This is a genomic window from Saccharopolyspora sp. NPDC000995 (assembly GCF_053599315.1).
In genome coordinates this window covers 1-13967 of record NZ_JBSFLZ010000062.1, presented here as the reverse complement: position 1 = coordinate 13967, position 13967 = coordinate 1, and the positions used below count along the sequence as shown (strand labels likewise).

The 13967-nt window shown below is 66.1% G+C and carries 10 protein-coding genes and 1 pseudogene; 6 read left to right on the top strand and 5 right to left on the bottom strand.

The window, feature by feature from the left end:
• Window positions 1-35 precede the first annotated feature (35 nt).
• From ACWDKQ_RS20335 to ACWDKQ_RS20325, 3 genes are read right to left on the bottom strand one after another with little or no spacing between them, the layout of a single operon-like run.
• On the bottom strand, window positions 36-1226 hold the full coding sequence (locus ACWDKQ_RS20335) for an FAD binding domain-containing protein (RefSeq protein ID WP_450140308.1): 1191 nt from the start codon (window positions 1224-1226) through the stop codon (window positions 36-38).
• Window positions 1226-2611 (bottom strand): MFS transporter, encoded by a 1386-nt coding sequence (locus ACWDKQ_RS20330; RefSeq protein WP_450140307.1) that lies wholly within the window; start codon window positions 2609-2611, stop codon window positions 1226-1228. The genes ACWDKQ_RS20335 and ACWDKQ_RS20330 overlap by 1 nt, the downstream gene beginning before the upstream one ends.
• A gap of 40 nt (window positions 2612-2651) precedes the next feature.
• Window positions 2652-4142, bottom strand: a complete 1491-nt coding sequence (locus ACWDKQ_RS20325) for an aldehyde dehydrogenase (protein ID WP_450140306.1) — start codon at window positions 4140-4142, stop codon at window positions 2652-2654.
• A 126-nt stretch (window positions 4143-4268) separates the two neighbouring features.
• On the opposite strand from ACWDKQ_RS20325, the gene ACWDKQ_RS20320 reads away from it, so the two are divergent.
• Window positions 4269-6029: a helix-turn-helix domain-containing protein gene (locus ACWDKQ_RS20320; protein ID WP_450140305.1), complete on the top strand. Its 1761-nt coding sequence runs from the start codon at window positions 4269-4271 to the stop codon at window positions 6027-6029.
• Window positions 6030-6281: 252 nt separating this feature from the next.
• Here the strand turns inward: ACWDKQ_RS20320 and ACWDKQ_RS20315 are convergent, their stop codons facing one another.
• The gene (locus ACWDKQ_RS20315; protein WP_450140304.1) at window positions 6282-8564 is read right to left on the bottom strand and encodes an ATP-binding protein; all 2283 of its coding nucleotides are present in this window, start codon (window positions 8562-8564) and stop codon (window positions 6282-6284) included.
• Between the two features lie 948 nt (window positions 8565-9512).
• Between ACWDKQ_RS20315 and ACWDKQ_RS20310 the strand changes: the two genes are divergently transcribed.
• Window positions 9513-9686: a hypothetical protein gene (locus ACWDKQ_RS20310; RefSeq protein ID WP_450140303.1), complete on the top strand. Its 174-nt coding sequence runs from the start codon at window positions 9513-9515 to the stop codon at window positions 9684-9686.
• Between the two features lie 71 nt (window positions 9687-9757).
• On the opposite strand, the gene ACWDKQ_RS20305 is transcribed toward ACWDKQ_RS20310, so the two are convergent.
• On the bottom strand, window positions 9758-10492 hold the full coding sequence (locus ACWDKQ_RS20305; protein ID WP_450140302.1) for a GntR family transcriptional regulator: 735 nt from the start codon (window positions 10490-10492) through the stop codon (window positions 9758-9760).
• Window positions 10493-10759: 267 nt separating this feature from the next.
• On the opposite strand from ACWDKQ_RS20305, the pseudogene ACWDKQ_RS20300 reads away from it, so the two are divergent.
• The 4 genes and pseudogenes from ACWDKQ_RS20300 to ACWDKQ_RS20285 all read left to right on the top strand — a co-directional run.
• Window positions 10760-10934: pseudogene (locus tag ACWDKQ_RS20300) on the top strand (IS701 family transposase); the annotation flags it as partial.
• A 136-nt stretch (window positions 10935-11070) separates the two neighbouring features.
• Window positions 11071-11295, top strand: coding sequence for a hypothetical protein (locus ACWDKQ_RS20295; RefSeq protein WP_450140301.1), 225 nt, complete (start codon window positions 11071-11073; stop codon window positions 11293-11295).
• A gap of 357 nt (window positions 11296-11652) precedes the next feature.
• On the top strand, window positions 11653-11979 hold the full coding sequence (locus ACWDKQ_RS20290; protein ID WP_450140300.1) for a hypothetical protein: 327 nt from the start codon (window positions 11653-11655) through the stop codon (window positions 11977-11979).
• Entirely contained in the window at window positions 11972-13783 is a 1812-nt protein-coding gene (locus tag ACWDKQ_RS20285; protein ID WP_450140299.1) for a GMC oxidoreductase, read from the top strand. The genes ACWDKQ_RS20290 and ACWDKQ_RS20285 overlap by 8 nt, the downstream gene beginning before the upstream one ends.
• The last annotated feature ends 184 nt before the right edge of the window (window positions 13784-13967 follow it).

Sequence of the window (13967 nt, the reverse complement as noted above, 5' to 3'; positions counted from 1 at the left end):
GTCCTTCCAGGGGCGGTATTCGGATGACGGGGAGCTCAGCGGCCGGGGCCGTAGAGGCCGAACCGCAGGCTCGGGTCGCCGGGGTTCCAGGTGTTGTGGAACTGGGAGCGCTCGCCCATCTCCTTCACCCGCTCCTGCAGGTGTGAGCCGAGTTCGAGCTGGGCGGGTTCCCACTTGCGCAGCGCGGCGGCGATGTCGCCGTCGGAATCGGTCAGCGCGTCGGCCAGTGCCCAGGCATCGGCGGCGGCCTTCGCGGTGCCAGCCGCAGCGTGCGGGCGGGCGGCCGACGCGGCGTCGCCGAGCAGGGCGATCCGGCCGTCGGCCATCTTCGCCGACCGGACGTCGGAGACAACTTGGATGTAGGGCTGCTCGGTGGCGGTGACGACCTCGGCCGCGGCCGGAGCCAGCAGCTGCGCTGCTGTCGCGCGCATCTCGTCGACGTAGCGGTCCTGGACCTGGCCCGGGTGCAGCGACACGGTGCCGGTGAAGCCGCGTTTGTCAATCAGCATTTCGTCCAGCGCGCAGCCGACCGGGACGTTGCGGTACCAGACGTAGTTCATCAGCCGGTCCCGCGGCCCGGTCCCGGTCTCGCCGGGGATCGGATAGAGCGTGATGTGCGAGTGCGGGACGACGCTGTAGGAGATCGCGTTGCCCAGCAACGAGCGGACCTCGGCGGGCAACTGGTGCTCGGGCACGGTGCCCCGCCAGCCGACGTAGCCGGAGTACTCCATCTCGGAGGAGGGGTCGAGCAGCCGGCGGCCGATCGAGGTGATCCCGTCGGCGAACACCACTAGCTCGGCCTGCGCCTGCCGGCCGCTGACGAACCTCACGGTCGCGCTGTCGGCGTCCTGGGAGACGCCGCAGGCGAACTCGCCGAGGTGGTAGTGGTCGGTGCCGAAATCGGCCAGCAGCGCGCGGTAGAAGGTGCCCCAGGAGGTGTAGGTCCAGCGGCGCCGGTCGCGGTGCACGATCTCGTTGCCAGGCCCCAGATACTGGACGTACTCGGTGAAGGTGGACAGCGTCGCGGGGTTCTGGTCGCTGCGTTCGGCGAACCAGCGAACGGTGTCGGGTTGCAACACGATGCCGCCGCCACGGCCGTCCAGGGGGGTCGGGGTGCGCTCGAATACGTCGACCTCGAAACCGAGGTCGCGCAGTAGCAGCGCGGTGGTGAGCCCGCCGATGGAGCCGCCGATCACGGCAGCGCGGGCATGGGTGTAGAGGGACATCAAAGACTCTCCTCGGAACGGGCCGCGGTGCCCGGCACAGGGTCCGGTACGGGGGCCGGGTTGGACGGTAGGGGCATGCCACGGGTCTCGGGAGCGAACAGCAGCCCGAGCGCGCCGAGCAGGCCGACCGCGACCACACACGTGGTGGCCAAGCCGAGGTCGCCGCCGAACCAGGAGGCGGCGATCACTCCGGCGATCAGCGGGCCGGCTGCGGTGAAGTAGCGGCCGATGCCGTTGTAGAGCGCTATGCCGGTGGCCCGGACCGACGGTGGGAACAGCTCCGGGCCGTAGACCAAGATCCCGGACAGCGCGCCGTAGAGGCCGAACCCGGCCACCGGCACGACCAGCAGGAACGTTTCCCATCCGGGTTCGAACGGGAAGAGGAATCCGACGCTGACGGCGGAGATCGCGAAGCTGGTGAGAAACGCCCCGCGGCGGCCGATCTTGTCGGCGAGGAAGCCCCAGGTGGCGTAGCCGAACACGCCACCGGCGTTGAACAGCATCGAGGCGATCGCGACGCGGGAGTTCGCCACATCCGGGGACAGCGCGGCCGCCGCGGCGGCCTGCCGGATCACCTGCGGGTACCAGGTCGAGACGCTCCAGAACGCGACCAGCGAGCCGGTGGCCAGTGCGGTGCCGACCAGAGTGGGGCGCAGCAGCGGCGGGGTGAGCAGCCGGACCAGTACGAACCGGTCCTGCTCGGTGCACTCTCCGCTGGCCCGGCGGGCGCGGCGGGCGGCGATCATGCCGCGGATCTCCGGGGGCTCCGGGACGTGTTTGCGGATGAAGTACACCAGCAGTGCCGGCAGGACGGCGATGCCCATCATCAACCGCCAGCCGTAACCACCGAGGATCGCGTAGGACAGCGCGGCGATGAAGAAGCCCATCGCGTAGCCGGACATCATCACGCCGCAGGCGCGTGCTCGGTAGCGGTTGCGCCACACCTCGGCGACCAGGGCGGCGCCGACCGGCGCCTCCACCCCGGAGCCGAGCCCGGCGACGAACCGCAGCACGCCCAGCTGCCACCAGGTGTCGGCGAAGGCGGCTAGCGCGGTGAAAACCGCATACGTCACGATCCCGGCGGACAGCACCCGGACCCGGCCGAAGTAGTCGGCGATGATCCCGAACAGGATGCCGCCGGTACCCCAGCCGAACAGGAACAGCGCGACGGTCAGGCCGCCGTAGAGCCCGATGGTGCCGGTGCCGGGCACGATGCCGCTGTGCGGCAGCAACTCGGTCATCGCCGGGCCGAGGATCAGCGCGTACAGGCTGCCCGCGAACCCGTCCAATGCCCAGCCCATCGTGGTGCCGGCCAGCACCAGCCATTGAGTGCCGGTGATGACGGTGCGCCAGGTCCCCGGCGCGAGTTTGGCGGAATTCGACATGTACGGCTCCCTTGCCGGAGGTCGAAGGTGTTTCGAGAGATCAGTTGAGGCGGGCCGGGACGTCGGAGCCGTACCAGTCGACGTCGTCACCAGCGGTACGCGCGACGACGGTCTTGAGCCAGGTGAAGTCGTCGAACGACTCGGTGCCGGCGTCGCGGCCGGTGCCGGACTCCTTGATGCCGCCCCAGGGCAGCGACGGTTCGAGCCGGTGGTGGTCGTTGATCCAGACCATCCCGGCCTGGATCCGGTCGGCCACCCGATGCCCGCGGGCCAGATCGCGAGTCCAGACGCCCGAGCCGAGTCCGAACCGGTTGTCGTTGGCCTTGGCGATCGCATCGGCCTCGTCGTCGAACGGGATGACGACGGCGACCGGGCCGAATATCTCCTCGCGGGCCACCCGCATGTCCATCGTGGCGCCGGTGAGCACGGTGGGGCGGACGAAGAACCCTCCGTCCAGCGGTGCGGGCAACTGCGGGACACCGCCACCGGCAGCGACCCGGGCACCCTCGGCGCGTCCGGCGTCGATCAGGTCAAGCACCTTGTCCCGCTGCACCGCGCTGACCATCGGACCGATCTGGGTGGCTGGGTCCGACGGATCACCGATCCGGATCGCATCGGCCCGACGGGCCAGAGCCGCAACGAACTGGTTGTAACTCGCACGCTGCACCAGGAACCGGGACCCGGCCACGCAGGACTGCCCGGCCGCGACGAAAGCGGCGAAAGCGGCGCCCTCGGCGGCGACGTCGGGATCGATGTCGTCGAACACGATGATCGGGGTCTTGCCGCCGAGCTCGGCGGTCACCCTGGCGAACCGGTGCGCCGTGGCGACAGCGGCCGCCCGCCCGGCTTCGGTCCCGCCGGTCAGCGTGATCTTGGCGATGTCCAGGTGCCCGGTCAGCCGCTCACCGACCTCCCGGCCTCCGGTCACCACGTTCACCACACCGTCCGGGATCCCGGCCTTCGCCAGCAGCTCGACCATCGCCAGAGTGGACAGCGGGGTGGTCTCAGACGGCTTCACCACGACGGTGTTGCCGGTGGCCAGCGCCGCGGACAAGCTGCGGGCCAGGATCAGCAGCGGGTGGTTGAACGGGGTGATGATCCCGCAGACGCCGAGCGGGGCCCGGCGCTGGTAAGTCAGGTACGGGCCGTCCGAGGGCAGCACCGCATCCCGTTGGGCGGCGAGCAGGCCGGCGTTGTAGCGAAACCACTCCGGCACCCGCGACAGTTGCGCGCGGGTCTCGGTGACCGGGCGTCCGTTGTTGCGGGTCTCGATCCTGTAGAGATCCTCGGCGGCTTCCTCGACGACGTCCGCCGCACGCAGCAACAGCCGGCCGCGCTCAGTGCGGGTGAGCGCGGGCCACGGGCCGTCAAGAAACGCCGCACGGGCGCGGGACACCGCCGCGTCGACATCGAGGAGGGAGCTGTCGGTGACGATCCGGATGACGGCCCCGGTGGCGGGGTCGATCACCGGGCGGTCGAAGCCCCTGAAGGGCTGCGGGTGGGCAGGGGACGAAGCAGTCGTCGTCGACATTCCGGCCCTTTCTTTAGCGATCCGGCGGAGGGGTGTCTTGGGAGTCTTGCTCACACTGGCAGCCGATCGCTATGTCAATGGGAACATAAATAGACAGAATAAATGTCTTATGAGACACTCATTCTCATGGAGGATGAGCATGAGCTGCGCGCCTGGTTGACTGCGATCGGCACATTGACCTCGGCGGTGAACTCTGGCCGTGGGCTGAGTGACGTCCTCGACCTCGTCGCCTCAACCGCTCGCCAGCTACTCGGGCTGGACTTCTGCGGCGTGCTAGTACCCGACGCCGAGGAACGCAATCTGGTGATCGCCGGGTCGAGCGGGCTGTCGGCAACCTATGTGGCCCGGATCAACTCCGATCAGCCGGTCCGGCTCGAAACCGACGCCCGCACTGGCGCGCCGTCCAGTCGTGCCTACCGCTCAGGCCGTCCCGCCGCGGTCAGCGACATCTCCCGCGAGCCGGGATTCATCTGGGGCGGTGTCGCGCACGACCAGGACTACCGTTCGATGCTGTCGGTTCCGCTTGTTACCGCCTCCGGCGTGATCGGTACCCTGAACAGCTACCGCTCGGAGGTGCACGAGTTCGACGCCGAGGAGACCAGCCGCCTGCAACTGCTGGCCGAGCACGCCGCGATCGCGATTACCTCGGCGCGGCTGGTCGAGGACTTGCGCGAGCAGCACGAGCTGGTGACTCGCTCGGAGCAGATCCACGAGCGGCTGTTGCGGGTGGCGGTCCGCTCCGGGGGTATGCCCGGAATCGCCGCAGCCCTGCACGACCTGCTCCGCACCGCGGTGCTGCTGCAGGACGCGCGCGGCGAGGTACTGGCTGCGGCCGGTCCGGCGACCGAGCCGCCGGTCGCCGGCTGGCCAACGGTTGCCCCACTACCGGGAACCGAGCTGGTCCGTGAGCAAGACGGCCACGTCGTCGCCGATGTCGTGCTATCCGGCGAGGTCCCGGCCAGGGTGTGGCTGCCCGCCTACGCAGGTCATCTATCCACTGTGGATCGGCGCGCGCTGGAGCACGCCTCGGTGGTGCTGTCGCTGGAGCTGCTACGCCGGCGCACCGCACTGGAAGTCGAGCAGAACCTGCGCGGGGAACTGCTGGCCGAGCTTCTCGGCGGCGCCGATCCGCGTGCGAGCGCGCTGAGCCACCGGGCCCGGCTACTCGGCCACGACCTGGCGCGTTCGCACTTCGCACTGGTCGCGCAGATCAACACCACCGGCCAAACCAGCGCGGACCAGGCCCGCCGGCGCGCCACCGAGGAGGCAAACCGGCTGGCGTCCACCATCAATCCACGTCCCCTGGTGGCCCAGCACCGAGACGTCATCGTGGCGCTGTGGCCGGTCTCGGCATCCGGGCCAGCAGTCGGCCCGGATGCCGCCGAAGCGCTGCGTCGAGCACTCTGTGCAACCGTCGGTGTCACCTCGGCGACGGTCGCGGTCTCCGAACCCACCGACCACCAGTTCGCCGAGGCCTGCCGCACCGCCCGAGGCGCACTCACCGTCGCCGAACGCGACGAGCGCATCGGCGGCGTCGTCACCCTGGATGGGCTCGGCGTGGCCGGACTGCTGCTCCAACTCGACGACCCGGCGCCTTTGCGGGGCTACGCCGACCGCACCCTCGGCCCGTTGGTCCGGCATGACGAACAGCACGGCACCTCGCTGGTGGCGACCTTGCGCGCGCACTTGGCCCACCGGCTGGACCGACAGGCGACCGCGCAAGCGCTCATCCTGCACCCCAACACGATCAGCCAGCGGCTGCGCCGGATCGAGACGCTGACCGGGCTGGACCTGCGCGACCCGACGGCGGCCCTGGAGGCCCGTTCGGCCCTGATGGTGCTGGATGTGGAGCACGGCTTGTCTCGACGGGACCCGTGGGCTGATTGATGCGGCGTCCAATACGCGATGCCCCGCGACAAGGCTTAACTCAGAGGCCCGATTTCCCTTGAAATCGCGGAAGTTGTCCACAACCTTCGGCGTGTCGGGGAACGGCGCACCGGAAAATTGCGCCCAGAATCGGCGCTCCGGCGACGCCTGCAGGGCCGTCAGCCGCAGGGACGGGACGGGCACATGCCGTAAAGGACCGTCAGCGAGGCGTTGATTACCCGCCGCGGCCTGACATGTCTGGAGCTCTCACGGCTATTTCCTGCGCCGTTGCGTGATCCAGGTCGCGATCTGGGCACGGGAGGCGAAGCTGAGCTTGGCAAGGATGTGCTGGACATGGGATTCCGCCGTGCGTTGAGAGATAACGAGCATCTTCGCGATGTCCTTATTGGACAGACCCTGGGAGACCAACGTGGCTACCTCCGACTCGCGGGGTGTGAGAAGATCGAAAGATGATCGGGCCGAGTCGGGTGCAGGCTGTGCCTGGGGCTCTTCCGCCAAGGCGAATTGAATCGCCGTATCACGCCGCAGGCTTGCGCCCTGGGTGTAGGCAGCCGCGAAGGTATCGGCCAATGTCTGTCGCAGGCGTGTCTCGCACTCCTGGTGGCGGGTGAACAGACCGGGTAGCGAGTTGATGGGGATGCCCATCTCATTAAAGCGTGTGACGGCGGCGCCAAGCAGGGCAGCAGCGCGGCGCGGATCGTTCCAGGACGTGATCCATGCCATGGCATCGATCGAGATGGCTATGCCAAAGTGGTCGTCGATCGAATGTTTCAGCCGCAGGCTTTCCTGTTCCATCTTGAGGTCCCCGTGGATGTCCCCTGTGTGCAGGACGGCTAACCAGCTCAGACACTTGGCACGGATCAGGATTTCATCCGGGGGATCGAGCGCTAAGCATTCGTGATAGCGGGTCGGCGCACGTTCGACATCGCCGGCAAAGGTATGCACAAGCGCAAGCAGAAACAGTGTGTAGACCTGTTCTCTGGAATTTCCTGCGGTCTCGAAAGCTGCCAGTGCCTTTTCGAAATCGCTGGCTGCGTGGGACAGCTCATCGGCGAACAAAGCCCGGAAACCGGAGGCCTGGCGGATGAACGCCTCAGCCGTCTCACCGAACTGGCGGGCCAGTGCACGACCGTCATCTAGTAACGAGGCCGCAATGGTGAGGTCGCCTTGCAAGGTGGACAGCCACACAGCGGTGTTGATGGCTAGGATTGTGGCGTGGGTGCCCGTTGGCGTTTGCGTGCGGAGACGTGTGATCCAATGGCGTCCTTCACGGACCAGCCCTCGTGTCATCCAGTGGTGACGCAAGCCAGCCGCAATGCGCAGACCGACAACTGCCTCGCCAGGCTCGGTCGCGCAGAACTCCAACGCCGCTTGCAGGTTGGCATGTTCACGGCGCAGTCGAGTGAACCAGTCGCTCTCGCTTACATCGCCCCACCCTGACTGCGCCTGGTCAACAAAGTCGGCATAGAAGTCGCGGTGGCGACGACGCGTGGTTATCCATTGTCCGGAATCGCGCAACCGCTGCTGCCCGTACTGGCGAATGATCTCCAGCATGCGATAGCGCGTCTTGCCGTCATGCTCCTCGCGGATGAGGATGGACTTATCCACAAGCGAAAAAAGGACGCTGGTGAGCTCGGGCTCGCGGGCGGTAGCCGTGGCGATAGATTCGATGGCGTCGAGTTCGAAACCGCCAGCGAAGACCGCCGCCTGCGCCCAAAGGTCTCGTTCTGCCGGTGTGCACAGCTCGTAACTCCACTCGATGCACTCCCGTAAACTGTGTTGTCGGTCCGCGGCTACCCGATTTCCCATAAGTGGTGGGAAGCGACCGGACAGCTGCTCCAAAACCTCAGTGAGAGACATTCCGCGTAGCTGGACGGCGGCGAGCTCCAGGGCAAGCGGTACGCCCTCGAGTTGCCGGCAGAGCGCGAGCACCTTGCCCATGTTCTCGTCGGTTACCCGGAAGCCAGGCACCACGGCCATGGCACGGTCGAGAAACAAGTTGATCGATGAATCCTCTATCTGCGCGTCGAGAGATTGCAGCTCGTCTGGGACCGGCAGCGGCATCACCGGAAGGATCTGCTCTCCGGTGATGTTCAACGACTGTCGGCTCGTCGCGAGGATGCGCAGGTTCGGGGCGGACTGCAGCACAGAGCCTGCCAGTTCAACGCACGGATCCAGCAGGTGCTCGCAGTTGTCCAACACCAGTAGCGCGTGACGCGGCGCAAGGAACTCCGTCAGAACGCCGATGGCCCCGCGTGGCGACTGCGGGTGCAGCTTCAATGCGCTGGCGACCGTCTCGGGGACGAGAACGGGATCACTGAGCGTCGAAAGGTCGGCAAACCACACCCCGTCGGGGAATGCCCGGCGTAATTCTGTCGCCACGCGCAAGGCCAGCCGTGTTTTGCCAACCCCACCGAAACCGGTCAGTGTCACCAGTCGCGCCCTCGACAGCAACCGCCTGATCTCCGCTCGCTCCACCCGCCGGCCGACAAAACTCGTCAGCTCAGCCGGCAAGTTGCCGACCGAACCGGTCACCGCCCTCGGTGCAGCCACAAACCCAGCATAGAAGCGGCAACGCGCTCTTGCAGGTCACGTGCGCACCAAGGGTCACGCTGATAGACAACATTGCCCGGCATCGCTGTCCGTCTACCGCTAACAGGCTCCTGGCCGTTTCTGCGCTACGGCCTTGCTTCACTCGCGTGTCGACTTGCTCAGACCGGCGGGTGATTTCATTTCCGGTTAATATCGGCTGGCGCACGGGGAGGAGCCCTCCGGCGAACATGCGACGACGGTTCGGATGGGCGGCAAAAGTGTCCGGGCGCTGGGTGCCCGTCAGCGCCGGGTGGGAAAGTTTTCGGGCGTCCCGGAAAGACAACCAATGTCACAGTGGTGGAATCGGCTCGCAGCCCGGGGCTACCGTTCCAGGTAGGTCCAGTAGAGCGGAACGTTGCGACTGGCCACGTCGCAACCCGGTCGATGGTCTACGGCGGCTCCGGCTTCCAGCCGGCAACCGCGGCCGTGAGGTCTGCCATCCGTCTAGCCTTTCGTCTTCGTTGCCCTGTCTGCGATAGCCTGCGCTCGCTGCAAAACAGGCCGATCGACCATTTGTCTGTTGTGGACAGTTACCACTCTGACCTCGTGCCGTTGATCCGAACGAACGCTTCGTGTCCGTCCCGAAACCATTCGCGGACGTGCTCGCGCGCTTGGATCTTGTCTTGCGGTGCTACGGCATCGTCGAGTCCGACGACGATCCGTCGCCGTCGCTGGCGTTGCCCGCGGTGGATTACACCGTCAATGCGGAAGTCGGGTTTCCGATGGTGACCGCTCCGGCTGGGCTAGCCGATCCGGTGAACCCACGTGCTGCCTGCCTGGGACATCGCGTGTGGTTTGTACGCGGCGCTCGGCGTGGCTGCTGCGGCGAGGCGACGAGAACTGACCGGCGAGGGCGACCATTAGCGCCTCGGCTTCTTCAGGAGGAGACAGATGCCGGCACAGGCGGCCGTTATCGAAGGCAAGGGCTTCTCCGCCGATTCCGCCGATGAACTCGACACGGCCTTGGCGCGGGCCCTCGGTCAGCACGGCCCGTCAATCGTGGATGTACGGGTTGATTCGCGCGCCTATGGCGAGGTGTTGGCCGCGATTCGCGGAAAGCGCTGAGCGGTACACGCCATCGCACCGCCACATCCCGACCCGATGTGGCGGTGCCGTCCAATCACCGGAGCAAGCTGTCAGGCGTTCCGCCGGAGGCTGATGCGATACGAGTAATGCTCAGGTACGAAATGGCTGATCGCCAGTTCGACCGGGTCACCGTCGGTGCCGAAATATAGCCGGTCGACCCGCAGACTTGGGCTACCAACCTCAGTGGACAGACTCTTCGCGTCCGTTTCCGAGAAACGGTCAACCGTGATGCTCTGCTGGGCCTCCTTGACTGCGAACGGTAGCCGGCTTTCGAGTAGCCCGATGATCGTGATGGTGCTCACCGAACCGACCTTGTGCGGTTCCTCGACCGAATCCAGGAGTTTGGCCACGCTAGGCGGCAGCGCCACCGTCGTGGTGCAGAACCGTACTCCATCGTGGATCCGGACGAATTGCATCTCGTAGACGACATCCGCAGCCAGGCGAAGCCGTCCCGCGTTGATCGGATCGACCTTCCGCGTCAGCGGCCGGACGACCTCCATGGCGGTGTCCTCGGAGAGCCCCATGAGGTCGTCCACCGAGCCGACCTGGCGGACGTACCCGTCGCCACCGGAGCGCGCGTAGGTACCCCTGCCCCGGATCCTGTAGACGAGGCCTTCGGAAACGAGGTCCTGAAAAGCGCGCCGCACGGTTTGCCGACTCAGCCCATAACGCTGCGAAAGCTCGGCTTCTGTGGGCAGGCGATGACCATCGGAGAACTCGCCCTGGCGGATCTGCATGCGGAGGTTTCGCGAGAGCACCTGGTAGTTCGGCTCGTTGGTCGGCATTCTCACTACCCCCGAGAGTGAAGACTTGAGGACGGTTTGTCGTCAACTATATGCCATTTAGCCGGACAAAATGGCAACCAGGCTTGCAGAGTCGTCCCGAGCGCCCCTGTCCCGGTCCGGAGTCACTGACGGAAGACTAGTCGCGGATGACCTTGGCTACGAGGCACCCCGGTGCGTCCCCGGCTGAGAGTGCCTGTCGGGTACGGGTCGGTCGGGCATCCGGCCTCGGGGTGCGAATGGGTTAGCGGATCGCGAGGGCCACCGGGCGCGGGAATAATTCCCTTGACACTCAACGAAATCCGCCATCTCTACAACGCGCTCGTGCTCACCCCACTCGCCGACATACATCCGGCACGTCCTACGCCGTTGCTACTGGCGACGACAACACCAATACCGCGCCCAACAAGGCCACTACCAGCGACAATCACTCCAAGAACCGTGAACATCACGATCTACAGCTGGAGTACTAGGGAGACGACTCGCGTGGCTTCGCTGCGGTGCACTCGATCACGACTGGCGGCTCCGCGGCGCCAACCGCAGTGGCGTGGTCAATACACGCGTTCGTCACGAAGGTAATCGTGCCGCCGCAGACCATGGGGCACATCGCCGAACTGTTCCGCAAGGTGGGAATCAAGGTGGGAATGGAGTCATGTCACCTGGCCACCGACGGCGGCCAGAAGGTCAACCCGCATCCCGCCGAGGCGTTCCGCCTGTTCATCGAAGGCATGCTCGAGGAGGGCTTCACCCCGGACGAGCTCCGGTCCATGACATCGGAGGCGCCCAAGCGTCTTCTCGCCGGATAATGTCACCCTGCTGACGTCGTTCGGTCGTGCCACACGTCGGCACGGCGTGATGGGAGCCGAAAATATCCCCTTGAGGGCCGGTTTCCCGCGCATTCCTGGGGGCCACCGCGCCCGGGCAATTCGCCCTGCGTACATTCACTGTGAGGACAACATCGATGTCGATGAAAACTGCGCTCCCGCAGCAGGGCGCCCGGGCGATTATTCGCCGCGGGCTCACTACTTCCGCGATTTCCCTGGTGCTCTTGTGGCTGATTTACAGGCTTGACTCGATTTCGCGGCAGATGATCTACATGGTGCTTCCCGCGATCACCACCGAGTTCAATCTGACGCCTACGTCGGCGGGCCTTATGACTCCTTATGACTACGCTCATCACGCTATCGACGGCGGCCATCTGCGTTCCGGTGATGGTGTGGGCCGACAAGGGCGGACACGGCTGGCGGAGAAAATATCGGCACCTTCCGATCGTGATCGGCTACACGCTGTTCACGGTCCTGACCGGCTTCAACGTACTGAACGCGTCGCTAGCCGTGCTCGTCCTCATGCAGGTGCTCTCCCACGCGATCGGTGGTGCGGGCGAGGCTATCGAGGTGGCCTCGGCGGTCCAGCCGCCACAGGTTCGCGTACCGCTACGGGCGGGACCTCGGGGCTCGCGACGGCAACTTCGATTTCGGCGTCGTGGCTGAACTCGGATCCGCAGATGAGATCGATGGCTACCTCGACCACCCCGCACACCTGGAACTGGTGCGGCACCATGTCCTGCACATCGTGGCCGAACGGAAAGCAGTTCAGTTCTCGACCGACGCCCTGCCAGCGGCACCTCCGAACCGGCAAGACTATGGAAGGAAGGCGCGCATGAACGGCCGTGACGATCTCAGAGAAGAGAAGGCCGACGTCCTGATCGTGGGAGCCGGCGCCTCCGGTGCTTTCGCCGCAGTCGAGCTGTCGAAGGCGGGCTTCTCGGTGGTGTGCCTGGAGCAAGGCGACTGGACCCGGCCGACCGAGTTCGCGGGAGCCCGCCCGGAGTGGGAGCTCAAGGCACAGAAGGACTGGCATCCCAACCCAAACACGCGGGCTCGGGCCTCGGACTACCCGATCGACACCAGCGAATCCGATGTCAACCCGCTGATGTTCAACGGCGTCGGCGGGAGCACGATCTTGTACGCAGCACACTGGGTGAGAATGCTGCCGTCGGACTTCCAGACCCGAACCCGTGACGGAGTGGGCGACGACTGGCCGATCAGCTACGAAGACCTTGCTCCCTTCTATGGACGGACCGAGATCGACATGGGCGTCTCGGGTCTCGCGGGCGATCCCGCGTATCCCGACGAGGCGCCCTATCCCAATCCGCCCATGCCGATCAACAAGATCGGCCGGAAGGCGGCGGAAGGCCTGGACAAGTTGGGTTGGCACTGGTGGCCCGCGCCCAACGCGATTTCGGCGAGGAAATATCGCCACATGAATGCCTGCGTCCGCCGGGGGACATGTCTGACAGGCTGTCCGGAAGGTGCGAAGGGCTCTGTGGATGTCACGCACTGGCCTGACGCCATCGATGCGGGCGCGCGCCTGGTCACCGGCGCGAGGGTCAGGGAGGTCACGACCAATGCGAAGGGCCTCGCGACCGGGGCGGTCTATATCGATCGGGACGGCGTAGAGAGGCATCAGGCCGCCGATGTGGTCGTCATGGCTGCCAACGGCATCGGCACCGCGCGCCTGTTGCTCCTCTCGACGTCGCGAGCTCACCCTGACGGGCTCGCGAATTCTTCCGGTCTTGTCGGCCGTCGCCTGATGATGCACCCCTATGCTGCGGCGACGGGTGTCTACGACGAGCCGCTGGAAAGCTGGCTCGGTCCTGCCGGGCACGCGATCCAGACCTTCGAGTTCTACGAAACTGATGCCAGTCGTGGCTTTGCGCGCGGAGGTAAGTGGCAGGTCATGCCCAGCGGCGGTCCCCTGGGGCTGCGCGCCGGTTACAGCGACAGTCCGGTCGAGGAGGTCTGGGGCGAGAACTTCCACCACCGGATCCGCAGGACCCTCGGCCGGTCGTTCGAGTGGGGGGTTACGGCAGAGGACTTGCCGGACATGGAAAACCGGGTCGTCCTCGACTCCGAACAGACCGACTCCGACGGCATCCCATCGCCAAAGATCATCTATCGGACGTCGGAGAACACGCGGCGGCTGATGGATTTCAACCTCGCACGAGCCCGCGATGCGCACGAAGCCGCCGGTGCGACCGAGGTCCACATCACACCCCTCATACGGGACTGCGGCTGGCACATCATGGGAACGGCCCGGATGGGCCTCGACCCCGCCCAATCGGTGATCAACGAGTGGCATCGCGCGCACGACGTGCCGAACCTCTACGTCATCGATGGCAGCGCGTTTGTCACATCGGCTGCGGTCAATCCAACTGCCACGATCACCGCGCTCACGCTGCGTGCCACGGAGCAGCTCATCGCGAACCGGAAAAACCAGGAGGTCCCCCTATGACACCCCCACCCCCTGTGTCAACCTTAAGATCGAAATCAGGCAGCGACCGGCGTGTTCGTGGTCTGTTGGGCGCCGCCGTGCAGGATCGCGTCGTAGGGCGTGCCGTTCTGCCAGCAGCGCCACATGACGCGGACCCAGGCTCGGGCGAGGATGCGCACGGCGTGGGGGTGGTCTTTGCCATCGG